The organism is Streptomyces sp. NPDC052299 (assembly GCF_040679335.1).
In the GTDB taxonomy this organism is placed as follows: Bacteria; Actinomycetota; Actinomycetes; order Streptomycetales; family Streptomycetaceae; genus Streptomyces.
In genome coordinates this window covers 119784-144466 of sequence record NZ_JBFAUP010000007.1, presented here as the reverse complement: position 1 = coordinate 144466, position 24683 = coordinate 119784, and the positions used below count along the sequence as shown (strand labels likewise).

General features: G+C 72.2%; 19 protein-coding genes. 7 read left to right on the top strand and 12 right to left on the bottom strand.

The genetic code is table 11. The annotated features are described in order from the left end of the window. The first annotated feature begins 131 nt into the window (after positions 1 to 131). Entirely contained in the window at positions 132 to 326 is a 195-nt protein-coding gene (locus AB0L33_RS14340; protein WP_365681089.1) for a hypothetical protein, read from the top strand. Between the two features lie 51 nt (positions 327 to 377). On the opposite strand, the gene AB0L33_RS14335 is transcribed toward AB0L33_RS14340, so the two are convergent. Further along, positions 378 to 686, bottom strand: a complete 309-nt coding sequence (locus AB0L33_RS14335; RefSeq protein WP_365681087.1) for a hypothetical protein — start codon at positions 684 to 686, stop codon at positions 378 to 380. A gap of 201 nt (positions 687 to 887) precedes the next feature. Here AB0L33_RS14335 and AB0L33_RS14330 point away from each other — a divergent pair, with 201 nt between their 5' ends. Further along, positions 888 to 1691: a PepSY domain-containing protein gene (locus tag AB0L33_RS14330; RefSeq protein WP_365681085.1), complete on the top strand. Its 804-nt coding sequence runs from the start codon at positions 888 to 890 to the stop codon at positions 1689 to 1691. Positions 1692 to 1742: 51 nt separating this feature from the next. Here AB0L33_RS14330 and AB0L33_RS14325 read toward each other — a convergent pair whose 3' ends face one another. Continuing rightward, positions 1743 to 3644: an ABC transporter ATP-binding protein gene (locus AB0L33_RS14325; protein WP_365681083.1), complete on the bottom strand. Its 1902-nt coding sequence runs from the start codon at positions 3642 to 3644 to the stop codon at positions 1743 to 1745. A 200-nt stretch (positions 3645 to 3844) separates the two neighbouring features. Here AB0L33_RS14325 and AB0L33_RS14320 point away from each other — a divergent pair, with 200 nt between their 5' ends. Beyond that, positions 3845 to 4006, top strand: coding sequence for a hypothetical protein (locus tag AB0L33_RS14320; RefSeq protein WP_164629374.1), 162 nt, complete (start codon positions 3845 to 3847; stop codon positions 4004 to 4006). A 206-nt stretch (positions 4007 to 4212) separates the two neighbouring features. Next, positions 4213 to 6048: a SpoIIE family protein phosphatase gene (locus tag AB0L33_RS14315; RefSeq protein WP_365681081.1), complete on the top strand. Its 1836-nt coding sequence runs from the start codon at positions 4213 to 4215 to the stop codon at positions 6046 to 6048. Positions 6049 to 6072: 24 nt separating this feature from the next. Here AB0L33_RS14315 and AB0L33_RS14310 read toward each other — a convergent pair whose 3' ends face one another. Genes AB0L33_RS14310 through AB0L33_RS14295 form a run of 4 tightly spaced genes read right to left on the bottom strand, consistent with a single transcriptional unit; the run spans position 6073 to position 10575 of the window. Further along, positions 6073 to 7314 (bottom strand): threonine/serine exporter family protein, encoded by a 1242-nt coding sequence (locus tag AB0L33_RS14310; protein WP_365681079.1) that lies wholly within the window; start codon positions 7312 to 7314, stop codon positions 6073 to 6075. Between the two features lie 5 nt (positions 7315 to 7319). Beyond that, complete coding sequence (locus AB0L33_RS14305; RefSeq protein ID WP_365681077.1) at positions 7320 to 8675, bottom strand: dipeptidase; 1356 nt, start codon at positions 8673 to 8675, stop codon at positions 7320 to 7322. Further along, positions 8675 to 9112 carry a hypothetical protein gene (locus tag AB0L33_RS14300; protein WP_365681074.1) on the bottom strand — a complete coding sequence of 146 codons (438 nt, stop codon included), beginning with the start codon at positions 9110 to 9112 and terminating at the stop codon, positions 8675 to 8677. The genes AB0L33_RS14305 and AB0L33_RS14300 overlap by 1 nt, the downstream gene beginning before the upstream one ends. Beyond that, positions 9109 to 10575, bottom strand: coding sequence for an APC family permease (locus AB0L33_RS14295; protein ID WP_365681072.1), 1467 nt, complete (start codon positions 10573 to 10575; stop codon positions 9109 to 9111). Before AB0L33_RS14295 ends, AB0L33_RS14300 begins: the two co-directional genes overlap by 4 nt. Before the next feature lie 337 nt (positions 10576 to 10912). Between AB0L33_RS14295 and AB0L33_RS14290 the strand changes: the two genes are divergently transcribed. Next, a complete protein-coding gene (locus tag AB0L33_RS14290; protein ID WP_365681070.1) occupies positions 10913 to 13237 on the top strand; it encodes a glycoside hydrolase family 9 protein in 2325 nt (774 codons plus the stop codon). Between the two features lie 39 nt (positions 13238 to 13276). Here the strand turns inward: AB0L33_RS14290 and AB0L33_RS14285 are convergent, their stop codons facing one another. After that, positions 13277 to 14479, bottom strand: coding sequence for an MFS transporter (locus tag AB0L33_RS14285; RefSeq protein WP_365681068.1), 1203 nt, complete (start codon positions 14477 to 14479; stop codon positions 13277 to 13279). Positions 14480 to 14561: 82 nt separating this feature from the next. Here AB0L33_RS14285 and manD point away from each other — a divergent pair, with 82 nt between their 5' ends. Then, entirely contained in the window at positions 14562 to 15776 is a 1215-nt protein-coding gene (manD, locus tag AB0L33_RS14280; protein WP_365681066.1) for a D-mannonate dehydratase ManD, read from the top strand. A 36-nt stretch (positions 15777 to 15812) separates the two neighbouring features. Here manD and AB0L33_RS14275 read toward each other — a convergent pair whose 3' ends face one another. Beyond that, entirely contained in the window at positions 15813 to 17606 is a 1794-nt protein-coding gene (locus AB0L33_RS14275; protein ID WP_365681064.1) for an ABC transporter ATP-binding protein, read from the bottom strand. Positions 17607 to 17689: 83 nt separating this feature from the next. Further along, positions 17690 to 18919 carry a benzoate/H(+) symporter BenE family transporter gene (locus AB0L33_RS14270; RefSeq protein ID WP_365681062.1) on the bottom strand — a complete coding sequence of 410 codons (1230 nt, stop codon included), beginning with the start codon at positions 18917 to 18919 and terminating at the stop codon, positions 17690 to 17692. A gap of 116 nt (positions 18920 to 19035) precedes the next feature. Between AB0L33_RS14270 and AB0L33_RS14265 the strand changes: the two genes are divergently transcribed. After that, positions 19036 to 19593, top strand: coding sequence for an XRE family transcriptional regulator (locus tag AB0L33_RS14265; protein WP_365681060.1), 558 nt, complete (start codon positions 19036 to 19038; stop codon positions 19591 to 19593). A gap of 27 nt (positions 19594 to 19620) precedes the next feature. Here the strand turns inward: AB0L33_RS14265 and AB0L33_RS14260 are convergent, their stop codons facing one another. The 3 genes from AB0L33_RS14260 to AB0L33_RS14250 form a co-directional block, all read right to left on the bottom strand. Further along, complete coding sequence (locus AB0L33_RS14260; protein ID WP_365681059.1) at positions 19621 to 20211, bottom strand: peptidoglycan recognition family protein; 591 nt, start codon at positions 20209 to 20211, stop codon at positions 19621 to 19623. Between the two features lie 215 nt (positions 20212 to 20426). After that, the gene (locus tag AB0L33_RS14255) at positions 20427 to 21761 is read right to left on the bottom strand and encodes an SWF or SNF family helicase (RefSeq protein ID WP_365681058.1); all 1335 of its coding nucleotides are present in this window, start codon (positions 21759 to 21761) and stop codon (positions 20427 to 20429) included. Further along, positions 21758 to 24646, bottom strand: coding sequence for a DEAD/DEAH box helicase (locus AB0L33_RS14250; protein WP_365681057.1), 2889 nt, complete (start codon positions 24644 to 24646; stop codon positions 21758 to 21760). The genes AB0L33_RS14255 and AB0L33_RS14250 overlap by 4 nt, the downstream gene beginning before the upstream one ends. Positions 24647 to 24683: the final 37 nt, after the last annotated feature.

The window sequence follows — 24683 nt, the reverse complement described above, 5'->3', positions numbered from 1 at the left end:
TCTTCCCCGGTTCGGCGGCCGTGACTCAAGCCCTACCCGTTTGGCGGACACGCCGATGAGCCGGACGGCCCGGGCGCTGCGCCACACTGACGCCGAATGCCGCAAATCAGGCGCGGCGGAGGAGGTTGGCCATGGCAATTTCGATCTCAGTGGTGCTGCTTCTGCTGATCATCGCGGTGATCTTCCTCCGCAACGGCGGAATGAAGCTCTCGCACGCGCTGGTGTGCGGAATGCTCGGATTCCTTCTCGCGGGCACCAGCATGGCGCCCACGATCCAGGACGGCATCACCGCCACCGCCGACGTGGTCAGCGGCATCAGGCCCTGACCGTTCGCGCGGCACACCCCGGCGGCCGGTCCCGTATCCGTACGGGGCCGGTCATTCCGAGCCCGCCGCCTGCTCGGGGCCGGGCTCCAGCACGGGAACCGTCGCCGCCGAGCCCTGCCGGACCGCCTCGACGGCGGCCGCGTGCAGCGCGCGGCTCGCCTCTTCCGACGGACAGGGCACGGGGCTGCCCGCCATGGTGAACCAGTCGGCCGCGTCGGTGTACTGCACGGTGATCTGCGCCGTGCCCTCGGCCCAAGTGGTGTGGATGGTCAGGTCACCGGACAGCTGCCCGACCTCATCGGTGAGCACGCCGCCGTGCCCCGAATACACTCCGCGTGTTGTCCAGGACGCCCAGGTCATGCTTTCAGGCTCGCACCAAAGCCGCCGGATCGCGACCCGCGTGACCAGGGAATTCGGACTGTCGTCGCATCTTCGCCCGCCGTGCACGAAATCCCCCCGAACCGCGGCGACACGCGGAACCGGGGCGGGATGGCGGTCGATCGGGTGACACTGCCGCGTCATCCCACATGTCGGGGCCGCACGGCGGTTAAGCATGCGGGCATGACATGTGACTCCCCCTCCAAGAACACCGGATTCCTCCGTGCCCACCGCGTGCGCGCCGCCGGCGTCGCCTGCGTCGTGGTCACCGCGGCCCTGCTGACCGGCTGCGGCCAGGACAGCGGCAGCACCTCCGCGAGCACGAAGACCTCGGAGGCGGCCCGCGCCGTGCCCGAGGCCACGAAGAGTCCGTCCCCCACCGGGAGCGAGAGCGCCTCGCCGGGCCAGATGACCGAGGACCAGCAGGAACGCAAGGAGCTGATCTCCGCCACCAAGGTCACCTACACCAAGGCCATCACCACGGCCGAGGGTGAGGTCAAGGGCGGCAAGCTCGTCGAGCTCGAACTCAAGAGCGCCAAGGACGCGGCCGACGACGACGAGAGCCCCAGCCCCTCCCCGACGGGCAGCCCGTCTCCCACGGGCAGCCCGTCGCCGACGGGCAGTGCCGCGGCCGGCGCCCCGCAGTGGGTCGCGACCGTCGCCGCCAAGACCGGGACCAAGCACAAGGTCCACATCGACGCCGTCTCCGGCAAGGTCGTCAGCTCGTCCGAGGAGACCGGCCAGAGCACCTCGGACAAGGCCAAGACGGCCAAGTGGATCACCCAGGCCAAGCAGACCCCGCAGCAGGCGGCGAAGGCCGCCACCGCGAAGCAGCAGGGGACGGTGACCGCGCTCGACCTGGACGACGACGACCAGGGCACGCTCGTCTGGAAGACCGACGTCGTGTCGAAGGACTGGAAGAAGACGACCTTCGACATCGACGCGTCCAACGGCTCGGTCACCCACCAGGAAACCGACAGCGACTGAACAGGCCACACCCCGAGCGCCCCCGGTCCGCACGGACCGGGGGCGCTCGCGTCAGGCCGAGCCCACCGGCTCCTGCGGGTCGTCCGCCGCGTCCGGCGAGGCGAACTGCGTCCGGTACAGCTCCTCGTAGCGGCCGCCCGCCTCCAGCAGTTCGGTGTGCGTCCCCCGCTCCACCACCCGGCCGTCCTCCACGACCAGGATCAGATCGGCGGCCCGCACCGTCGACAGGCGGTGGGCGATCACCACCGCGGTGCGCCCCTCCAGCGCCTCGGCCAGGGCCTCCTGCACCACCGCCTCGGACGTGGAGTCGAGGTGCGCGGTGGCCTCGTCCAGGATGACCACCCGCTGCCGGGCCAGCAGCAGCCGGGCGATCGTCAGCCGCTGGCGCTCACCGCCGGAGAGCCGGTAGCCGCGCTCGCCCACCACCGTGTCGAGCCCGTCGGGCAGCGAGGCCACCAGACCGTCGAGCCGGGAGCGCCGCAGCGCGTCCCAGATCTCTTCCTCGGTGGCATCGGGCCTGGCCAGCAGGAGGTTGGCGCGCACCGAGTCGTGGAAGAGGTGCCCGTCCTGGGTGACCATGCCGAGTGTTTCCCGGATCGACTCGGCGGAAAGGTCGCGTACGTCGACGCCGTTCAGCCGTACCGCTCCCTCATCGGTGTCGTACAGCCGCGGCAGCAGCTGGGCGATGGTCGACTTGCCGGCGCCCGACGAGCCGACGAGGGCGACCATCCGGCCGGGCTCGGCCCGGAACGAGACGTCGTGCAGCACCCGCGTGCCGCCCCGCGAGTCCAGGGTCGCGACCTCCTCCAGCGAGGCCAGCGAGACCTTGTCCGCGGACGGGTAACCGAAGGAGACTCCGTCGAACTCCACGGACACCGGTCCCTCGGGCACCGCACGGGCGTCCGGCTTCTCGGCGATCAGCGGTTTCAGGTCCAGGATCTCGAAGACCCGCTCGAAGCTCACCAGCGCGCTCATCACCTCGACCCGGGCGCCCGCGAGCGCCGTCAGCGGGGCGTAGAGCCGGGTGAGGAGCAGCGCCAGCGTCACCACCGCGCCCGGCTCCAGGCTGCCGTGCAGCGCGTAGTAGCCGCCGAGCCCGTAGACGAGCGCCAGGGCCAGCGCGGACACCAGGGTCAGCGCCGTGATGAACGTGGACTGCGCCATCGCCGTACGGATGCCGATGTCCCGCACGCGCCCGGCCCGTGCCGCGAACTCGGCGGACTCGTCGGCAGGACGGCCGAACAGCTTCACCAGGGTCGCGCCCGGCGCCGAGAACCGCTCGGTCATCTGCGTGCTCATCGCCGCATTGTGCGCCGCGGCCTCACGCTGCATGCGGGCCATCCGCGAGCCCATCCGCCGGGCCGGCACGACGAACACCGGCAGCAGCACGAGCGCGAGCAGGGTGATCTGCCAGGAGATCGTCAGCATCACCGCGAGCGTCAGCACCAGCGTCACCACGTTGGAGACCACCCCGGACAGGGTGTTGCTGAAGGCGCGCTGCGCGCCGATCACGTCGTTGTTGAGCCGGCTCACCAGCGCCCCGGTCCGGGTCCTGGTGAAGAACGCGACGGGCATCCGCTGCACATGGTCGAAGACCGCCGACCGCAGGTCCAGGATCAGCCCCTCGCCCAGAGTGGCCGAGAGCAGCCGGGTGAGCAGTCCGAGCCCGGCCTCCGCCACGGCGATCACCGCGATGAGCAGGGCGAGACGCACGACCGTGCCGCTCTCCTTGCCCTGCACGATCGCGTCGACCACCCGGCCCGCCAGCATCGGCGTCGCCACGGCGAGCAGCGCGCTGACCACGCTGAGCAGCAGGAATCGGTAGAGCTGCCGACGGCGCGGCCGGGCGAACGAGGCGATCCGGCGCACCGTCGCCCGGGAGAACGGGCGGCGGTCCGCTTGCGCGTTGATCGTGCTGTGCAGCGACGACCACGCGGTCACTTCCATGCTCATACGGGTGCCTCCGGGGCAGAGCGGATCGGTACGGCCCCGGCGTCCGGTACGGGCCGGGGTGTGAGGAGAACGTTAGGAGCTCAAGCGAACTTGAGGTCAAACGTGCGGTGCCCGGTGCGGACCCGGCACCGGACCTGCGTAGAATCGGCCCCTGTTTCCGGCCGGACCACGGCAGACACGACCGATTGAGGCAGTTCGACGTGAGTTTCACAGACAGTTCCGACGCACCCATCTACGCCGGGCTCGTGGAGGAGCACGGGGATGTGATGGCGGAGGTGCGCCGGGTGGCTGAAGAGACCATGCGGGAGGCGGACCGGGCCATCGACTTCAGCGATATCCGCAGGTCACCGGCGTACCGCTAGGCCCGCGAACCGTCCCGGTCGGAGCACGCGCCCGCGCACGCCCCGATCCGCCGTTGGTCCCGGCCGGCCCGCTCGGACGGCCCGCCGCACCACCCGTCCGGCACGTTCCGGGGGAGGCGCCGGGGGTGTCTCGCACTGCGGACCGGGCTTTCCCGTCGGAGCATGGAACGACAGGCGCCGACGACACCGGGACGAAGGGAAGCCGGATGGGTGGTGAACGGCATGAGCCACCGACCGACGCGTTCGAGGCCGAGCTGGACCAGATCGAGGCGCTGAACCGGATGCAGGGGCCCGGCCACGACCCGGCGCTCCCTCCGGGGCCCGACCAGGGCACCCGGGCCGCCGGCACGCCGGAGGAGGCCAGGCGCCGCGACTCCCTGCTGCTCTCGGCCGGACACGCGGTCGCCGCGGCCGACACCCTCGACGAGGCCCTGAGACTCGCCGCCGGCCTGTACGCCCCCGACTTCCCGCTGGACGGCCAGTGCGTCTTCGGCGTCGCCGACAGCAACCTCACCGCGCTCGGGCAGTACGGATTCCGGCCCGGCGGTGCGGGCCGCGGTTTCCGCATGCCCATGAACACCGGCTACCCGGCCGCCGAGGTGGCCAGGACCGGGCGCGCCGTCTACCTGGCATCCCCGGAGGACTACCGCCGACGCTTCCCGGCGACCTGGCACATGTCCGCGCGCAAGGGCCGCGAGGCGTGGGCCTTCCTGCCCCTGGTGACCGCGGGCCGCGTCGTCGGGGTCTGGCTCGCCGCCTTCCGGACCCCCCTGGACTTCACCGCCGGCGAGCGCGCCCTGCTCACCGTCACCGGCCGCATGATCGCCCAGGTCCTCGAACGGGCCCGGGCCAGCCGCGCCGAACTCGAACTCTCCCGGGGCCTGCGCCGCAGCATGCACACGGCCGGTGCGGCCCTGACCGGGCTCAGCGTCGCCACCCGCTACGTCCCGACCGGCGGCGGCCTCATGGTCGGCGGGGACTGGTACGACAGCATCGACCTGCCCAACGGCCGGATGGCCGTCGTCATGGGCGACGTCCAGGGGCACGACGTGCACGCCGCGGGGCTCATGGCCCAGCTGCGTACCGCCGTACACGCGTACGCGGCCGAGGGACACGGCCCCGACGCCGTCCTGGCCCGCGCCTCCCGCTTTCTGACCACCCTGGACGAGGACCGCTTCGCGACCTGCCTCTACATCGAGGCCGACCCGTCCACCGGCGACCTGCACATCGCCCGCGCGGGCCACCCCCACCCCGTCCTGCGCATGCCGGACGGCACCTGTGTCCTCAAACACGTCAGCGGCGGACTCCCGCTCGGACTCATGCCCGGCGAGGAGGACTACCCCGTCGACACCGTGCGCCTGCACGAGGGCGAGATCCTCATGCTGTGCACCGACGGGTTCATCGAGAACGGCGGCCACGACATGTACACCGGCTGGGTGCGGGTGCGCGACGCGTTCTCGCCCGGCCCCACCGACGACCTGGAGGGCATGGCCGACCGGCTCATGGCGGCCGTTCTCGACCCCGGCCCCGGCGCCCGGGAGGACGCCGTCGCCCGCGACGGCGACGACATCGCCCTCCTGCTGCTGCGCCGCGACGCCATCCACGCCCGCGCCGAGGTCAGCCAGCGCCGCCTCATGCTCACCGTCAGCCAGGACCAGGGCGAGGGGCTGGCCGAGGCCCGCGCCGAGCTCAAGGCCCTGCTGCACGACTGGGCGCGCCCGGACCAGGTGGACACCGCCGTGCTCCTGGCGACCGAACTCCTCGGCAACGTCCTCGTGCACACCGACCAGGACGGCGCCCTCAACGCCACCCTCTCCGGGGAGACGGGCACCCGCCGGCTGCTCGTCGAGGTCATGGACCGGGGCGACGAACTGCCCCACCAGCGCACCCCGGGCGAGCTCGCCTCCTCGGGCCGCGGTCTGCTCCTGCTGGACATCCTCGCCGACCAGTGGGGCGTACGGCCCGAACCGGAGGGCAAGACCGCCTGGTTCGCGCTGAACGAGGCCGCCCCGGCCGACGGCGGCGACCTGCCGGACATCTGAGACGGGCACGAGCGGCCCACGCGGTCAGGCGCTGCCCCCCGGCCGCTGCGCCAGCACCGCGCCCAGGAGCAGTCCGGTGCCGATCGCGGTCACGAGGGTGACCAGCTCCGTGAGGTCGCGGAAGCCCTCGATCGCGTATCCGCCCGCCAGGGCCGTCAGCCCCCGCATCCCGAGAGATCCCACCGTCAGCGTGAAGAAGCCCGGCAGTACCAGGACCAGGCGGGGCGGGCGACCGGGCCGGCGCGCCAGCCAGGTCGCGACCGCGCCGAGCACGACCGCCGCCGTGAACGTGCCGCCCAGGTCGCCGAGCAGGCGCGTGAAGCCCGTCTGCACGCCCACCGTCAGATACACGAGCACCAGGAGCATGCCCAGCAACCGGGCCGGGACGGCGAAGGCGAGGAGGGCGCCCACGGTGAAGACGACCCAGCTCGCGAAGAGCACCCAGCGCGGCAGATCCGCCGCGGCGGCCACGTCGAACAGGTCCTGACGCGGACGGCCCGTGATGACCAGACCGAGGACCACGCCCACGTAGAGCTGGACCAGGAGCGCGACCGCGTACACCAGGCGCACGGCGCCGGTCGTGAGGTACCCGGCGGCGAGCTCGGCCGCCGCCGCGCTGAGATAGTCGCCGGGGACGAAGAAGAACAGTGCCGGAAGCATCAGCAGCACCGGGCCGCCGTGCGCGGGGGAGCGGGCGAAGAGTTCCAGGGCCAGCAGTGAGACGGTCACCGCCGCGACCAGCGGCAGCACCTTCGCCAGCCGGGGCAGCCGGTCGGCCGCGACGGCCAGGCACGCCGCGGCCGTGGCGAGGACCGCCGTGCTCCCGACCTCGTACCAGGTCGGCTGCATCAGCGGCGCGAAGCCCACCGAGAAGAGCACCACCCCCAGCAGCTTCGCCCACCAGGGGTACGGGGGAGTGGCGCGGGTGATCGCGGCGAGCCGGTCGTCCGCCCTCCGGGTGTCCAGCCGGCCCGCCGCCACCTCGTCCAGGAGCGGCTTGAGCGCCACCACCCGGTCCATCCGGAAGACCTCCGGGAACGCGCGCACCACGATGGCCGAGCTGCGGCCGTGCGAGGTCACGGCGACCGTGGCGGCATCGGGCAGCACCGCCACCGACGCGGTGCCGCCGAGGCCGCGGGCCGCCGAGGTGACGGAGCGCTCGACCTGCTCAGCGCCCTCGCCGCTGGTCCCGAGCAGGAGCCGGGTCAGCCGGTCGAGGAAGCCGACGAGGGCGTCGTGCTCGTCCTCGCGGACCTGTCCCGTCACCGCGGTCAGCGCGGCGCGCGGGCGAAGGCGTGGAGGAACAGGGCCTCCACATGGGCCATGTGCTCGATCTCCGTCGGGTCGACGCTCTCGTTGGGCGCGTGGATGAGGCAGCGCGGCTCCTCGACGCCCATCAGGATGATCTCGGCCGACGGGCAGGCGTCCGCGAGGACGTTGCAGAGCGGGATGGACCCGCCCTGGCCGAGGTACGTCATCGGCTTGCCGTACACCGTCCGCATCGCCTCCCCGAGCGCCCGGTAAGCCGGACCGTCCGTGGCCGCGCGGAACGGCGCGCCGGCCTGCTCCGGCTCCACCTCGATCCGTACGCCCCAGGGGGCGGCCCCGGTGAGATGGTCCGTCAGCGCGCGTCGGGCGGCGTCCGCACCGGTGCCCGGCGGGATGCGCAGGCTCACCCGGGCCCGGGCGGTGGGCGGGACCGACGCGGAAGAGCCCACCACGGGCGGGCAGTCGATGCCGAGGACGGTGACGGCCGGGCGGGCCCACAGCAGATCGGACACCGAGCCGGCGCCGGTGAGGGGCACCCCGTCGAGGACGCCCGCGTCCGCGCGGAACTGCTCCTCCTCGTAGCGGGCCCCCTCCCAGGTGCCCGAGGCGTCCAGGCCGCGTACGCGGGTGGCCCCGGTTTCGGGGTCGCGCAGGGTGGAAAGCAGCTGGATCAACGCGGCCAGCGCGTCGGGGGCCGGGCCGCCGAACATCCCGGAGTGCACCTCGCCGGCCAGGGTGTCGACGGTGACCACGACGTTCACCACGCCGCGCAGGGACGTGGTGGCGGTGCCGACGCCGACGGCCGCGTTGCCCGTGTCGCAGACCAGCAGGGCGTCGGCGGCGAACTCTTCGGGGTGCGCGGCCACGTATTCCTCCAGGCCGCCGGTGCCCTGTTCCTCCGAGCCCTCGGCCACGAACCTCAGCCCGACGGGGATGTCGTCGCCGAGCGCGCGCAGGGCGGTGAGGTGCATGACGATGTTGCCCTTGCAGTCGGCCGTGCCCCGCCCGTACCAGCGGCCGTCGCGCTCGGTCAGCGTGAAGGGCGGCGTGGTCCACGCGTCGTCGTCCAGCGGTGGCTGCACGTCGTAGTGGCAGTAGAGCAGCACGGTCGGGGCGCCGGGTGGGGGCGGGCGGTGCCCCATGACCGCGTTGCTGCCGTCCGGGGTCTCCACGAGGCGTACGTCGCGCAGACCGGCCTCGGTGAAGGCGTCGGCCACCCACCGCGCGGCCCGCACGCACTCCTCCGGCGGGTACTGGCGGGGGTCTGCCACGGAGGGGATGGAGACCAGTTCGGTCAGGTCCGTGCGCGCACGGGACATCAGGCCGGAGATGCGTCCGGCGAGTTCGTCGGCGGTCATCAGCGCCTCACTGTGTTCTCGGTCTTGAGATCGGCGATCCTGTCCTCGATCTTGTCCAGTTTGTCGGGGCAGTAGATCTCCAGGATCTTGGCCTCGGCGCGGATCGCCTCGGTGTCCCCGATCACCGGGCGCATGCCGGGGCCGGTGGCGCCGTTGGACATGCTGATCTTCCACAGCGCGGACTTGAGCGAGGAGCCCGGCTTCTCGCAGACCTGGCCGCCGTCGTCGCCCAGGGTGCGCTTGATGGTGCCCACGTCGGGCCGGGGGTAGCCGGCCGCCTCGGCGGCGTCGGCCAGCTGTTCGGCCTTCTCCGTCGCCTTGTTGTTCGTCTTGACCTTCTCGTACCGGATGATGCCGACGACCACGAGGGCCACCAGGAGGACGATCGCGCCGATGTAGAGCCAGCGGTGCTCGGAGGCGAAGCAGGTCGGGCTCATGACGCGGCCTCCTCACCGGCCGCCGCCGTGCGCCAGCCGGGTTTGCGCAGTTTCAGGAAGAGCCACGGGATCAGCAGGCCGAGGATGACGAGCCCGCCACCGACGATGGCGACGTACACCCCGACGCTGCCGCCGCCGAACTGGGAGGGCGGTACGAAGCCGATGGCCAGGGCGGCGATCGAGGCCAGCAGGCCGACCGCGCACAGTAGTCCGAGCGCCGGGACGCGGTAGCCGCGCGGGTGGTCGGGCTGGGTCTTCCGCAGCCGCACGGCCGCCACGAACATCAGCAGGTAGACGATGAGGTACACCTGCGTCGTGATGGTGGAGAAGATCCAGTAGACGCTGGACACGTTCGGGATAAGCGCGTACAGCAGCGCGATGACGGTGGTGACGATGCCCTGCGTGACCAGGATGTTCTGCTGGATGCCGTTCTTGTTGAGCCGCTGGAGATAGGGCGGCAAATAGCCCTCGCTGCGGGAGATCTCCAGCAGGCCCTTGGACGGACCGGCCAGCCAGGTCAGCATCCCGCCGAGCGCCGCCGACACCAGCATCACCGCGGCGATCGGCGTCATCCAGCCGACGTGGAAGTGGGCGAAGAACGCGTCGAACGCCTGCATCACACCGGCCGTCAGGCTCAGCTGGCTGGAGGGCACCACCCAGCTGATCGCGAGCGCCGGCAGGATGAAGATCAGCAGCACCAGACCCATCGCCAGGAACATCGACTTCGGATACTCCTTCGCCGGATCGCGCAGTGAGGAGACGTGCACGGCGTTCATCTCCATGCCGGAGTACGACAGGAAGTTGTTGACGATGAGCACCAGACTGGCGAGCCCCGTCCACTGGGGGAGCAGATGCGCCGAGGTCATCGGCGCGGCGGAGGCGTTCCCCTGCCCGAGGAAGACGATGCCGAGCACGACCAGCACCGTGCCGGGGACCAGGGTGCCGATGACGAGGCCCCAGGAGGAGAGGCCCGCCAGAGCCTTGGTGCCCCGGGACGAGACCCAGACACCGGTCCAGTAGAGCACCATGATCACGATCGCGGTGTACAGACCGTTGGACGCGAGCGAGGGATCGATGACGTACGCGATCGTGGACGCCACGAACGCCAGGAGGCTCGGGTAGTAGAAGATCGTCATCGCGAACTGGCACCACACGGCCAGGAATCCGAGCGGCTTGGACAGCCCCTCGCTCACCCAGCGGTAGACGCCGCCGGGCCAGCCCGAGGCCAGCTCGGCGGAGACCAGCGCGGTCGGCAGCAGGAACACGACGGCCGGCAGGAGATAGAGGAACACGCAGGCCAGCCCGTAGACCGCCATCGTCGGCGCGGCCCGCAGGCTCGCCACCGACGCCGTCGTCATCAGGGCGAGCGTCAGCCAGCTGATCCTCGGTGCTGCCGGCCGGTCCCTGGCGGCGGTGCGTGCCGAGTCCTTCGGCAGATCCGCCGGCATGTCCATCGCGCTCATCTGTACCTCCGGTCGCGACGCCACGGGTGCGTTCAGAACGCCAGCCTTGGCCGGTTCACGCCCATCCGCGCGCGGGGTCACCCGAACGGGTGGCCGATGCCGTGTTCACGGGTGGCCTTCGTACTGGAAAAGGGCGTGCCGCAACCGTTGACAGCTCTTCCCGGAACTGGCTTCATGAGCAACGCCCTTGGGAGCGCTCCCACGCTCCCCGTGGGTACGCACGCACCCCCGCACACACCCGGCACCCCCACCGACGTGACGAAGGGAAAGACCGTTGCGCTCGCTCACCCTCCCCGCCCTGCGAAGGCGGCCCCGAAGACCGGGTCCGCTCGGAGCCGTGGCCCTGGCGCTCGCCGTCGGCGCCGGCCTGCTGCTCCCGCTGTCCCTGCCGGCCGGCGCGGCGGCCGCCCCCGCCTTCGACTACGGCGAGGCGCTGCAGAAGTCCGTCCTCTTCTACGAGGCCCAGCAGTCCGGAAAGCTGCCCGACACCAACCGCGTCTCCTGGCGCGGCGACTCCGCGCTGGACGACGGCAAGGACGCGGGCCTGGACCTGACGGGCGGCTGGTACGACGCCGGGGACCACGTGAAGTTCGGCCTCCCCATGGCCTACTCGGCCACCATGCTCGCCTGGGGCGGCACGGAGCAGAGGGCGGCGTACGAGGCGTCGGGCCAGCTGCCCTTCCTGCGGAACAACCTGCGCTTCGTGGACGACTACCTCCTGAAGGCCCACCCCTCGCCCAATGTGCTGTACGGGCAGGTCGGCAACGGCGGTGACGACCACAAGTGGTGGGGCCCCGCCGAGGTCATGCCGATGAAGCGCCCCGCGTACAAGATCGACCCCTCCTGCCCCGGAAGCGACCTGGCCGGCCAGACGGCCGCGGCCCTGGCGTCCTCCTCGATGGTGTTCTCCGACAGCGACCCGGCGTACGCGGCGAAGCTGATCACCCACGCCAAGCAGCTGTACACCTTCGCCGACACCTACCGGGGCAAGTACAGCGACTGCATCACCGACGCGCAGAGTTACTACAACTCCTGGAGCGGGTACAACGACGAACTCGTCTGGGGCGCCATCTGGCTGTACAAGGCGACCGGCGACACCACGTACCTCGCCAAGGCCGAGTCGTACTACGACAACCTCTCCACCGAGCCGCAGACCACCACGAGGTCCTACCGCTGGACGCTCTCCTGGGACGACACCTCCTACGGGGCCTATGTGCTGCTCGCCCAGCTGACGGGCAAGCAGAAGTACATCGACGACGCGAACCGCTGGCTGGACTGGTGGACGGTCGGCGTCAATGGACAGCGGGTGCCCTACTCGCCCGGCGGCCAGGCCGTACTGGACAGCTGGGGATCGCTCAGGTACGCCGCCAACACCGCTTTCGCCGCTCTGAGTTACTCCGACTGGCTGACCGGCGACGCCACCCGCAAGGCGCGTTACCATGACTTCGCGGTCCGCCAGATCAACTACGCGCTCGGCGACAACCCGCGCGGATCGAGCTACGTCGTCGGCTTCGGCGAGAACCCGCCGACCAAGCCGCACCACCGCACGGCCCACGGCTCGTGGACCGACCAGATGACCAACCCCGTGGAGACCCGGCACACGCTGTACGGGGCGCTGGTGGGAGGCCCGAGCGCCGCCAACGACTCGTACACCGACGACCGCGGCAACTACGTCAACAACGAGGTGGCCACCGACTACAACGCCGCCTTCACCGGGGCGCTGGCCCGGCTCTACGCGGAGTACGGCGGCTCGCCGCTCGCGGACTTCCCGAAGCCGGAGCAGCCGGACGGGCCGGAGATGTCCGTCCAGGCGTCGGTGAACGCGACGGGGAGCAACTTCACCGAGATCAAGGCGTACCTGATCAACCGGTCCGCGTGGCCCGCCCGCGCGCTCACCGACGCCTCGGTGCGCTACTACTTCACGCTGGAACCGGGCATCGAACCCGGCGACATCAGCTTCACCACCAACTACAACCAGTGCGGCGAGGTGACGGGCCCGACCCACCTGGAGGGCGACGTCTACTACGCGACGGTGGACTGCTCCGACACGGACATCGCGCCGGCCGGCCAGTCCGCGTACCGGAAGGAGGTGCAGTTCCGGATCAGCTCGGCGGGTGCCTGGGACCCGTCGAACGACTGGTCCTACCCGTCGTCGGCGACGACCCCGGGCGGCACGCCGGTCGACGCCCCGCACATGGTGCTCCTGGAGGGCTCGGCGCCCCAGTGGGGGAGTGCGCCGGACGGCACGGACCCCGGGCCGGACCCCGACCCGACGACCACGCCCGACCCGACGACCACCCCGGACCCGTCCCCGACGCCCGACCCGACGGACACGCCCGATCCCGAACCGGGGGCGTGTGACGTCACGTACCGGGTCAGCCAGGCCTGGGGCACGGGCTTCACCGCCGACGTGACCGTGAAGAACACCGGATCGACGCCGCTCGACGGCTGGCAGCTGGTCTTCGACTTCCAGGGTGCCGAGAGCGTCAGCAACGCCTGGAACGCGACCGCCACACAGAGCGGCACGCGGGTCACCGTCAAGAACGCCGGCCACAACGGCTCCGTTCAGGCGGGCGGCAGCGCCTCGTTCGGCTTCCAGGCGAACGGCGCGCCGGCCGCCGACCCGGACTCCTTCACGCTCAACGGGAAGGAGTGCGGCTGACCGGTGCGAGCGGCGGGCTCCGCCGAGGAGCGGAGCCCGTCACGCCTCGGACGGCGTCCTCAGCGCCGCGTACGTCCCCGACACCGCCGCCAGCAGCATCACGCAGCCCGTGAAGACCAGCCCGGCATCGCGCAGCCCCACCGCGGTCGCCAGCGCGCCCACCCCCACCACCGGCAGGGAGATCCCCGTGTAGGCGACGACGAAGAACGCCGAGATGGTGCCGCCCCGGTGCTCGGCCGGGGCGGCCTCGCTCACGAGCGTCAACGCGGCCCGGAAGGCGAGCCCCTGCCCGATGCCCCCGCAGACGGCCCCCAGGACGAGCAGCACCAGCGACTTCACGAGCAACGAGGAAGCGACCAGCAGCAGCCCCGCGATCAGCACGGCACACCCCAGCGGCAGCGCGCGGCGCGCACCGATGCGCGGGGCCAGCGACTGCCCGACCGTCGAGGCGCAGAACACCGAGAAGACCACCGCGCCCGTCACCGCCAGGTTGTGCACGTCCAGCGTCTCGGCCGCGAAGCTGGGCGCGACCGCCGTGAACAGGCCGAGCAGCGCGAAACCGGCGAAGGCCGCCAGCGAGGCCGGCACGAACACGCCCTTCACCTCGGCGGGCACCCTGACACCCTGCGGTTCGAGCCGGGGCCACCGCCGCGGCTCGGCCACCGTCTCCGCCAGCCGCCACGTGATCAGGCACGCCACGGCGACCAGCCCCAGGTGGACCCAGAACGGCAGGGACAACGGCCAGGGCGTGTACTCGGCCAGCACCCCGGAGAGCAGCGGGCCGCAGCCCAGACCGCCCATGTTCGCGGCCGTCGCGGCGAACCCGGCGCGCGCCTTCTGCCCCGGGCCCGCGAGCTCGATGACCGCCGCCGTCGCCGCACCGCTCAGCAGCCCCGCCGCACCGCCGGACAGCACCCGGCCCGCGAAGAGCAGGGGCAGCCCGCTCTCCAGCAGGAAGCACCCCGCACTCGCGGCGGACAGGGCCATGGCGGCCAGCAGCACCGGCTTCCGGCCCACCTTGTCCGAGTAGTTGCCCGCCACCAGGAGCACGGAGATGACCGCGACCGCGTACACGGCGAAGACCACGGTCACCATCAGCTCGGAGAACCCGATCTCCTTCTGGTAGAGCCCGTACAGCGGGGTCGGCAGCGTGGTGCCGGCCATGCCGATGGCGAAGACCACCGCCGCCGCCAGGTAGCCCGCGCGGCGCCCGCCCGTCCGTCCCGTATCGTCACGCACCATCACGCACGCCACTCTATGCAGCGGACGGCGTCCCGGTCAGGGCGACGGGCGGCGGCCCGCCGCAGCCCGAAAGAGAGCCACCATGAGGATCGCCGACGCGCAGGTCGTCGTCACCAGCCCCGGCCGCAACTTCGTGACGCTGAAACTGACGACGGACGAAGGTCTCACCGGTCTCGGCGACGCCACGCTCAACGGCCGCGAGCTCGCCGTCGTCAGCTACCTCACCGACCACGTGGTGCCCCTGCTCACCGGCCTGGACCCGCACCGGATCGAGGACACCTGGCAGTACCTCTACCGGGGCGCCTACTGGCGGCGCGGCCCGGTCACCATGGCCGCCATCGCCGCCGTCGACGTCGCCCTGTGGGACATCAAGGCGAAGGCGGCCGGGCTGCCGCTCTACCAGTTGCTCGGCGGCGCCTCCCGCGACCGCCTCGCCACCTACGGGCACGCCAACGGCCGCGACATCCCCGAACTCCTCGACTCCGTGCGGCAGCGGCTGGCCGAGGGCTACCCCGCCGTCCGCATCCAGACGGGCATCCCGGGCCTCAAGGCCGTCTACGGGGTGCACACCACCGACGCGCAGGGCGAACGCGTCCTCCACCAGCAGACCCGGCCCCTGGTCGAGGACTGGGACACGGACGCCTACCTGCGCCACACCCCGGCCGTGTTCGAAGCGGTACGCGCGGAGTTCGGCGACGGGATACCGCTCCTCCACGACGCGCATCACCGCCTCACGCCCATTCAGGCGGCCCGGCTCGGCAAGGACCTGGAGCCGTACCGCCCGTTCTGGCTCGAGGACTGCACCCCCGCCGAGAACCAGGAGGCCCTGCGGCTCGTACGCCGGCACACGACGACACCCCTCGCGGTCGGCGAGGTCTTCAACACGGTGTACGACTACCAGACGCTGATCACCGAGCAGCTGATCGACTACGTGCGCAGCGCGGTCACCCACTTCGGCGGGGTCACCCCGCTGCGCAAGCTCTTCGACTTCGCCGCCCAGTACCAGATCAAGAGCGCGGTCCACGGGCCCGAGGACATCTCCCCGGTCGGGATGGCCGCCGCCGTCCACCTCGGCTACGCCGTGCACAACTTCGGCATCCAGGAATACTCGGGCCACAACGCCCTCACCGAGGAGGTGTTCCGGCACGCGTACACCTTCACCGACGGCTTCCTGCACCCCGGCGAGGCGCCCGGAATCGGCGTGGAACTGGACGAGAGGCTCGCGGCCGCCCATCCGTACGAGCAGACCTATCTGCCCGTCAACCGGCTCCGGGACGGCACCGTCCACGACTGGTGAGAGCGGGGGCCCGGGGGCGCCCGGGCCCCTCCGCTCCTACGGGTACGCCGGCTGGAGGCCCGCGTAGACGCCGTGGCGGCCCAGCAGTTCCTCGTGCGTGCCGACCTCCGCGATCCGGCCGCCCTCCATCACCACGATGCGGTCGGCGCCCTGGATGGTGGAGAGGCGGTGCGCCACGACGAAGACGGTCCGGCCGTGCACGAGCCGGGAAAGCGCCTCCTGCACCAGCGCCTCGGAGCGGTTGTCCAGCGCCGAGGTGGCCTCGTCGAGCACCAGGACCCTCGGATCGCGGATCAGCGCCCGGGCGATCGCGAGCCGCTGCTTCTGGCCGCCCGAGAGCCGGGCGCCGCGCTCGCCGACCACCGTGTCCAGACCCTGGGGCAGCCGGCGGACGAACTCCATCGCGTTGGCGTCCTCCAGGGCGCTCAGCAGCGTCGCGTCGTCGGTGTGCCCGAGGCCGTACGTGACGTTGTCGCGGATGCTGCCTTCGAACAGGATGGACTCCTGCGGCACGACCGACAGGAACCGCCGGTAGCTGCGCAGGTCGAGCCCGGCCATGTCGGTGCCGTCCAGCAGGATGCGCCCCGCGGTGGGCCGGATGAACCCGATGAGCAGATTGAGGACCGTCGACTTGCCCGCCCCCGAAGCGCCGACCAGGGCGATCGTCTCGCCGGGCCGCGCGGAGAGCGTGAACCCGTCGACTGCGGGCCGCTCGTCCTCGTACGCGAACGAGACGTCCTCGAAGTCGATGCGCCCGGTGACCTGTTCCACCTGCGCCTTGCCCGCGTTGTGCTCCAGGTCGGGAGCCTGGAGCACCTCGCCCGCCGAACGCACCGACTCAAGGCCCTTGGTGAGAATGGGGGCGAGCCCGAGCAGCGTGGTCACCGAGCCGGTCAGGACGGTGAAGAAGGCGCTCAGCATGACCACGTCCCCGGCGGTGACGTCCAGCCAGCCGTGGTACGCCACCAGCGCGGACCCGGTCAGGCAGAGCACGCCCAGCGTGTTGAGCAGGACCCAGGCCAGCGACCCGAAGCGGCCGTTGAGCATGTCCAGGCGCAGACCGGCGGCGAACACCTGCCGCAGGGAGCCGTCCACACGCCCCAGGGCGGTCCGTTCGAGGCCGTGTGCGCGCGTGATGGGGATGAGGGTGGTCATCTCGCCGACCCGGGACGACAACTGCTCGACCTCGCGCCGGAAGGACTCGTTGTGGCTGCGCAGCCTGCCCCTCAGCTTCATCACCAGGAACCCGGCTGCCGGGACGACGACCAGGAACACGGGCAGGAACGAAGGGACCCTGATGCCGATGACGACGAGCCCGCCGACCAGCGTCACGACGGCCCCGAGCCCCATGTCGGCGCTCTGCTGCACCATCTGCTCGACGGCTTCGACGTCGCGGACCACCTTGGCCTGCAGCACGCTCGAGCTGACCCGGGCGTGGTAGCCGACGGACAACTGCTGCATCCGGCGGCAGAGGGCGGAGCGCAGTGTGATGCCCATGCGGCGGATGCTGCCGCCGAGGCACCGTACGTACCACTGATGGAGCGGGTAGTTGAGGACCAGGATGAACAGCAGGAGGCCGGTGGCCTGCCAGAGCTCGGACTCCGGACCGTGCTGGACCACCACGTCCAGCACGGTGGCGGTGATCAGGGGCAGCAGCCATATGGGGCTGTGCTTCATGGTGAAGAGGACGACGGCGAGGGCCAGCCGCCCCCGGTCCGGGCGGAAGAGGAGGGCGAGGGTGCGGACCGGGTGTTCGCCGCGGTAGCGGTGGTCCAGGTGGTCGAAGGGTGCCAGGGATTCGGCGGGGGGTGGGGATACCGCGTTCTGCATGGCACCATCCCAACCCGTGACCGATGCCCGGGGCAACTGTGTTCCACCTACGGGACAGGGTGGCTGCCGCGCCGCGGAAACGGTCAGCGTACGGGGAGTCCGGCCGGCCGCGGCTCCGCTGCCGGTTCCTCGCGGCGCGGGCGCCCCACCGTGGCGATCGCGCTGGTCACGAGGCCGGCCAGCAGGCCCCAGAACGCCGAGCCGATGCCCAGCAGCGACACACCCGAGGCGGTGGCGAGGAAGGTGACGACGGCCGCCTCGCGGGACGCCTTGTCGGCGAGCGCGGTGGCCAGTGAGGACTCGATCGTCGCGATGAGCCCGATCCCCGCGATCGCCATGACGAGCTCGTGCGGCATGGCTGTCAGCAACGAGGCGACGGTCGCGCCCAGGAGCCCCACGCACAGATAGAAGAAACCCGCCCACACCGCCGCCAGATAGCGCTTGTCGCGGTCCGGGTGCGCCTCGTCGCCGGTGCAGATCGCGGCCGTGATGGCGGCGAGGTTGAGCCCGAAGGCCCCGAAGGGCGCCAGCACGGCGTTGGCCGCGCCCGTCCACGTCATCAGCGGTGACACCGGCACGTCGTATCCGGAACCACGCAGCACCGCGACACCGGGCAGGTTCTGCGAGGCCATGGTCACGACGAACAGCGGCGCGCCGACGCTGATCAGCACCTTCCAGTCGAACTCGGGCGCGGTGAAGACCGGCGTGGCCAGGGAGAGCCGGACCTCGCCGGTCCGCCAGCCGCCGGTGAAGAGGGTGGCCACCACGCCCGCGGCCAGCGCCAGCAGCACCGCGTAGCGCGGCAGCAGCCGGCGGCCCAGCAGGTAGATCACGAACATCGGGAACGCGACCGCGAAGCTCTGGTGCATGGTGCTGAACAGCCCCGTGCCGAATCTCAGCAGCACCCCGGCGAGCAGCGCGGCGGCCAGCGGGACGGGGATGCGGTTCATGACCCGGGCGAACCATCCCGTGACCCCGCTCACCACGATGAGCAGCGCCGAGAAGATGAACGCGCCGACGGCCTGTGCCATGGAGACTCCGCTGAGACCCGTCGTCAGCAGGGCCGCGCCGGGTGTCGACCAAGCCGTCACGACCGGTGCCCGGTGACGCAGCGACAGACCGGCGCAGGTGCAGGCCAGTCCGACGCCGAGTGCCAGCATCCAGGAGGAGATCTCGCGCGCGTCGGCCCCCGCAGCCTTCGCGGCGGTGAAGACCAGCGCGGCGGAGCTGGTGACCCCGACCATGACGGCGATCAGTCCGGCCGCCACGGCGGAGGGAGGTGCGGCCGAACGTATGCGGGTCAACGCGGACATGAGTGAGCCACTTCCGGGATGCCGATGAGTGTTCCGTATACGGAACGTTCTGTTTGTGGAACACTAGAGACGCGGGCCGGTGCCCGTCAACCGGACAGACGAGCGGGCGGACGGCGATGGGGCTGAACGAGGACGTGGGGCGCAGGCTGCGGGCTCTGCGGCACGGCATGGACGTGTCGCTCTCGGAGCTCTCGCGCAGGTCCGGGGTCGGCAAGGGCACGCTGTCGGAGCTGGAGAGCGGCCGGCGCAACCCCACGCTGGAGACCTTGTACGCCCTCACCACCGCCCTCGGCCGCCCCCTCAGCGCGGTACTGAGCGACCCGCTGCCGGACGGCGCCCCCTCCGGGCAGCCCGCGGGCGTCTCGGGCAGCGCCGTCACCGCCGTGCTGATCGAGCGGTACGAGGACGGGGAAGCGGTCACCGACGTGTTCCGGGTGACCATTCGCGCCGGGGCGGTCCAGGAGTCGGAGGCCCATGTGCCGGGCACGTCCGAGAGCCTGATGGTGCTCGCCGGCACCGCCGTCGTCGGCCGGCCCGACGACCTCGCCACCATCGGGCCCGGGGCCTCCGCCCGGTGGCGGGCCGACGTGCCCCACGTCTACAGCGCGCCCGACGGCGATGTGCAGGGAATCCTCTTCGTGCGCTCCCCGGTCACGGGGCGGGCGCGGGGCTGAGCTCCGCACCCGCCGCCGGAGCGCCGCTCAGCCCGCTGCGAGGAGATTGACCAGGCGGATGTAGCGCACCCAGTCCCAGTGGGGGCCCGGGTCGGTGTGGTCGGTGCCCGGGACCTCGGCGTGTCCGAGGATGTGGGCCCGGTCCTTCGGAATGTTGTAACGGTCGCAGATATTGGCCGTGAGCAGCGCCGACTGCTCGTACATGGAGTCGGTGAAGTACGCGGGCTGGTCCACCCACCCCTCGTGCTCGATGCCGATGCTGCGGGTGTTGTAGTCCCAGTTCCCCGCGTGCCAGGCGACGTCCTTCTCCCGCACCATCTGGTTGACGTAACCGTCGCCCGAGCGCACCACATAGTGCGCGGAGACCTGCTTCGCCGGGTTCTGGAAGATGGACACCGTCTCGGAGAACGTCTCCTGGGTGACATGGATGATGACGTACTGGACCGGGTACGCCGAAGGGCGCGAAGAGGCCGTGTAGTTGGAGGCCGAGGCCGGGACCCAGTGCGCCACCGGGTAGTCCGTGGCACCCGTGGTCGCGGCGGTGGCGCGGACGGAGGCGGGGAGCAGCACTCCCGCCGCCGCCACCGCGGCGCCCTGAAGGATTCTTCTGCGTTCCATGCGAACTCCTGTGGGGGTGAGACGGGCAGGGATACGGAAGGTGCGGCGCCGGGCGTGGGAACCGGCCGGCCCGTCCGCTGACCGGAACGGGCTGTCCGATGTGCGGCAGAGCCGGGTGCGGGCCCCACCGTACGGGCGCCGCGCACGCCGCGGGAAGACGGCAGGAACCCAAATCCTGTCCATGCAAGGGGTGTTCAGGCGGAGCCGCCCCGTCGTCAGACGCCTTGCGCCACCGCCCAGGCGGCCGCCGGATCGTCGTCGGACGGACCCGCCGGGAACCACTGACCGTTCTCCTTCCGGTACGGATACCAGCGCCCGTCCGGTCCGTAGCGGAGCTGGAGGCCACCGTCCGCCGACGTCCAGCGGTTGCGCTCGGCCCGCAGCCGGGGCGCGTCGTCCTCCTCCCACGCCTCGGCCAGCCGGGTCCTGGCCCGGGCCAGCGCCTCGCCGTCCAGGGGCCGGTCCTCGTCGAGCACGGCGAGCGCGGTCGCCCCACCGTACCGCCAGGCCGCCGTCGCGGCGGGGAGCCCGGCGCGCGTCCTTCCCGCGCCGCTCGCCAATCGCTGGACGATCCACGGCTCCGGGCGGGCGTCGGCGGCCAGCCTGACCGCGTCCTGGCGGGCCGTCAGCCCTTCGGGCACCGGCCGCCCCTCGTGACCCGGCGTCAGCGCGTCGGCGAGCATCCGGTGCGCCCGGGCCGCCGCGTCCCGCGCCAGCATCTCCAGCGCCGTCGGGTCCACCCCCGCCCCGGGCTCCGTCTCCGTGTCCAGCGAGGGGGCGGCGCCGGGTTCGCCGGGAAGCTCAGGGGGCTCCGGCAGCGCGGGCAGGACGGAGCCGGCGGCGTACGCCTGATCCGCCGGTACGCCGGACACGCCCGGGTCCGACTCCGGCTCCTCGGCCTCGGCCGCCACTTCCGGGGCACCGGCCGTCGCCGCGATCCGCTCCTGGAGCGCGTCCAGCAGCATCCGCTCGCCGCGCCCCCGCATCAGCAGCAGTACGAACGGGTCCTGGTCCAGGAGCCGTGCCACCTGGTAGCACAGCGCGGCGGTGTGCGGGCAGTGGTCCCACGCCTCGCACGTGCACCGCGGTTCCAGATCACCGATCCCCGGCAGCAGGTCCATCCCGGCCGCCGCGGCGTCCTCGACCAGATGCGGCGGCATCTCCCGGTCGAGCAGCGCCGCGATGTGCCCCGTCCGCTCGGTCGCCATGCCCAGGAAACGGTCCCACTCCTGCTCGTCCAGCTCCTGGAGCAGCACGTCACTGCGATACGTGCTCCCGTCCCGCTCGCGCACCACAGCCGTGATCTGGCCGGGCCGCACCGACACGGCACCGACCCCGCCCTCCCGTGCCACGCGGCGCCCCGCTTTCAGCTGACGCAGGTCCAGAGCGGTGTCCTCCAGCGCCTTGAGCCACGCCTTTCCCCACCAGGAGGCGGCGAAACCGCGGCCGGGTGCGGGGGGCAGGGCGGCGAAGGTGCGCTCCTGGGCGGCGACCCCCTCCTCCTGCCCGTCGCCGTCGGCGAACTCCTCGGCCTCGTATCCGTCGTTCATCGCGTCCCCCCTCGCAGCTCCACCAGATCGGCCAGCTCCGCGTCGCTGAGCTCGGTCAGCGCGCTCTCCCCGGACCCCAGCACCGCGTCGGCAAGCCCCTGCTTGCGGGCGAGCATGTCCGCGATCCGGTCCTCGATCGTCCCCTCCGCGATGAGCCGGTGGACCTGAACCGGCTGCGTCTGTCCGATCCGGTACGCGCGGTCGGTGGCCTGCGCCTCGACCGCCGGGTTCCACCAGCGGTCGAAGTGCACCACATGACCGGCCCTCGTCAGGTTGAGGCCGGTGCCCGCCGCCTTGAGCGACAGCAGGAACACCGGTGCCTCACCGGCCTGGAACCGGTTCACCATCTCCTCCCGCGCGGCGACCGGTGTGCCGCCGTGCAGGAACTGCGTGCCGATGCCGCGCGCCGCCAGATGCCGTTCGAGGAGCCTGGCCATCCCGACGTACTGCGTGAACACCAGCACCCCGGCGCCCTCCGCCACCATGGTGTCCAGGAGTTCGTCCAGCAGTTCCAGCTTGCCCGAGCGGCCGGCGATGCGCGGTTCGTCCTCCTTGAGGTACTGCGCCGGGTGGTTGCAGATCTGCTTGAGCGAGGTCAGCAGCTTGACCACGAGACCGCGCCTGGCCATGCCGTCGGCCTCCGCGATCGCCGCCAGCGTCTCCCGTACCACCGCCTCGTACAGCCCCGCCTGTTCGGGCGTCAGCGACACCGCCCGGTCCGTCTCCGTCTTCGGCGGCAGCTCGGGGGCGATGCCGGGGTCCGACTTGCGACGGCGCAGCAGGAACGGCCGCACCAGCGCGCCCAGTCGCTCGGCCGCCGCCGGGTCCCCGCCCTCCACCGCCCGCGCGTACCGGGTGCGGAACGCGCCGAGCCGTCCCAGCAGCCCCGGTGTCGTCCAGTCGAGGATCGCCCACAGCTCGGAGAGGTTGTTCTCCACCGGCGTGCCGGTCAGTGCCACGCGCGCCCCGGCACCGATGGTGCGCAGCGCGCGGGCCGTCGCCGAGTACGGGTTCTTCACGTGCTGCGCCTCGTCCGCGACGACCATGCCCCACCGCGCCGAGGCGAGCCGCGGCGCGTCCAGCCGCATCGTCCCGTACGTGGTGAGCACGAAACCGTCCTCCGCCAGGTCGTCCAGGGTGCGGGACGCGCCGTGGAAACGGCGGACCGGGGTGCCGGGAGCGAACTTCTCGATCTCGCGCTGCCAGTTGCCCATCAGCGAGGTCGGGCAGACCACGAGCGTGGGCCCGGCGCCACCCTCCAGGGCCTGGCGGTGCAGGTGCAGTGCGATCAGGGTGATCGTCTTGCCGAGCCCCATGTCGTCGGCGAGGCATCCGCCGAGCCCGAGCGAGGTCATGGTGTGCAGCCAGTTCAGGCCCCGGAGCTGATAGTCCCGCAGGGTCGCGGCGAGCGCGGGCGGCTGACCCACCGCCGGCTCCCCGTCCCCGTCCTGCCGGGCCGGGTCGGCGACGCGTTCGCGCAGCCGCTCCAGCCAGCCGGAGGCCCGGACCTCGACCCGCCGGCCGTCCACCTCGGCGGAACCGGTCAGCGCCGCGCCCAGCGCGTCGATCGGGCTGACCTTGCGGTCCTGCGTCTCCCGGGCCCGCCGCGCCTCGTCGGGGTCGATGAGCACCCACTGGTCGCGCAGCCGCACCAGCGGCCGGCCCGCCTCGGCCAGCCGGTCCAGCTCCGCACGGCTCAGCTGCTGGTCGCCCAGGGCGAACCACCAGTTGAAGGTCAGCAGCGCGTCGGACGACAGCAGCGGCGCGGCGTCCGACGCGGTGCGCGCGAGCCCTCGGGGCGCGCCGCCGTCCGCCTCGTCGCCGTCCGGCCCGATCACCGCGCGCGCCGTGAGCCTGCGGGCGGTCAGCTCCCTCGGCCAGTGGACCTGGACGCCCGTCGCGGCGAGCGCCCGCGCGGCGGGTCCGAGGAGCTCGGTGATCTCCTCGTCGGCCGGCTCCACCGCGTCCGGCACGGCCGCCGAGAGCAGCGGGGTCAGGGTCGGCCAGGCGCGGGCCGCCCGGCGGAGCATCAGCAGGGTGTCCATCCGGGCGCGCGGCCCGAACGCCTCCCCGGCCGGGCCGCCGCCCGCCCACACCTCGGCGGCATCGGCGACCACGGCCGGATCGCTGACGCTGTGGATCTGCGGCACCACGCGGAACGAGGGCCCGGCTCCCGGCCCGTCGTCCCCGTCGAGACCCGTCACCTCCACACGCAGCGACAACCGGACGCCCGCGTCGTGACCGGCCGCCACATCGGCGGCCCAGGCCCGGTGGCCGGGCAGGCGCTGCGGCTCCCACGCGGTGAACGCCGGTCCGCCCGCGGCGAGCGGGGCGGCGGGGGTCCGCGGCAGGGAGTCGGCGACCGCGTCGAGGAACGCCCGTACCAGGCGCTCCGGTTCGGGAAGCAGCAGCGGCCGGGCCGCGGCGTCGACGGGCACGGCGTGGGCGGTGGGCGGCATGGACGCGGCCAGGGTACGGACGCGCATCAAATCGTCGGCGGTCAGCGGCCCGGACCGCCAGCTGTCGTGGTCCGTCGCGCTCAGCCCCGGAAGGAGCAGCCCCCGGGCGGCGAACTGCAGGGCGAGCAGCCCGGCCGCGCCCCAGAACGCCACGGCCGCGGAGGCGTGCGCCGCCGACCGCGCACGCGTCAGCACGGGGAGCCCGTCGGCGACGGACAGGAGGCGTGCCGGCACCTCGTACGGCGCGGCGTCGGGGCCCGCGACCGTCAAGATGCCGGGCTCGCCGGGTCCTTGGGGCGGGCTGCTGCCGTCGGGGTGCCAGAAGGCGAGGTGGCCGGTGCGGGAGGGGTCCGAGGGCAGGAAGACCACGGAACAGCCGGCGAGTGCGGAGATGTCGGAGAGGGAAGCGGCGGAGGGGCTGTGCACAGCGATGTCAGATTCCTCAAATTTGACTAGCCGACTG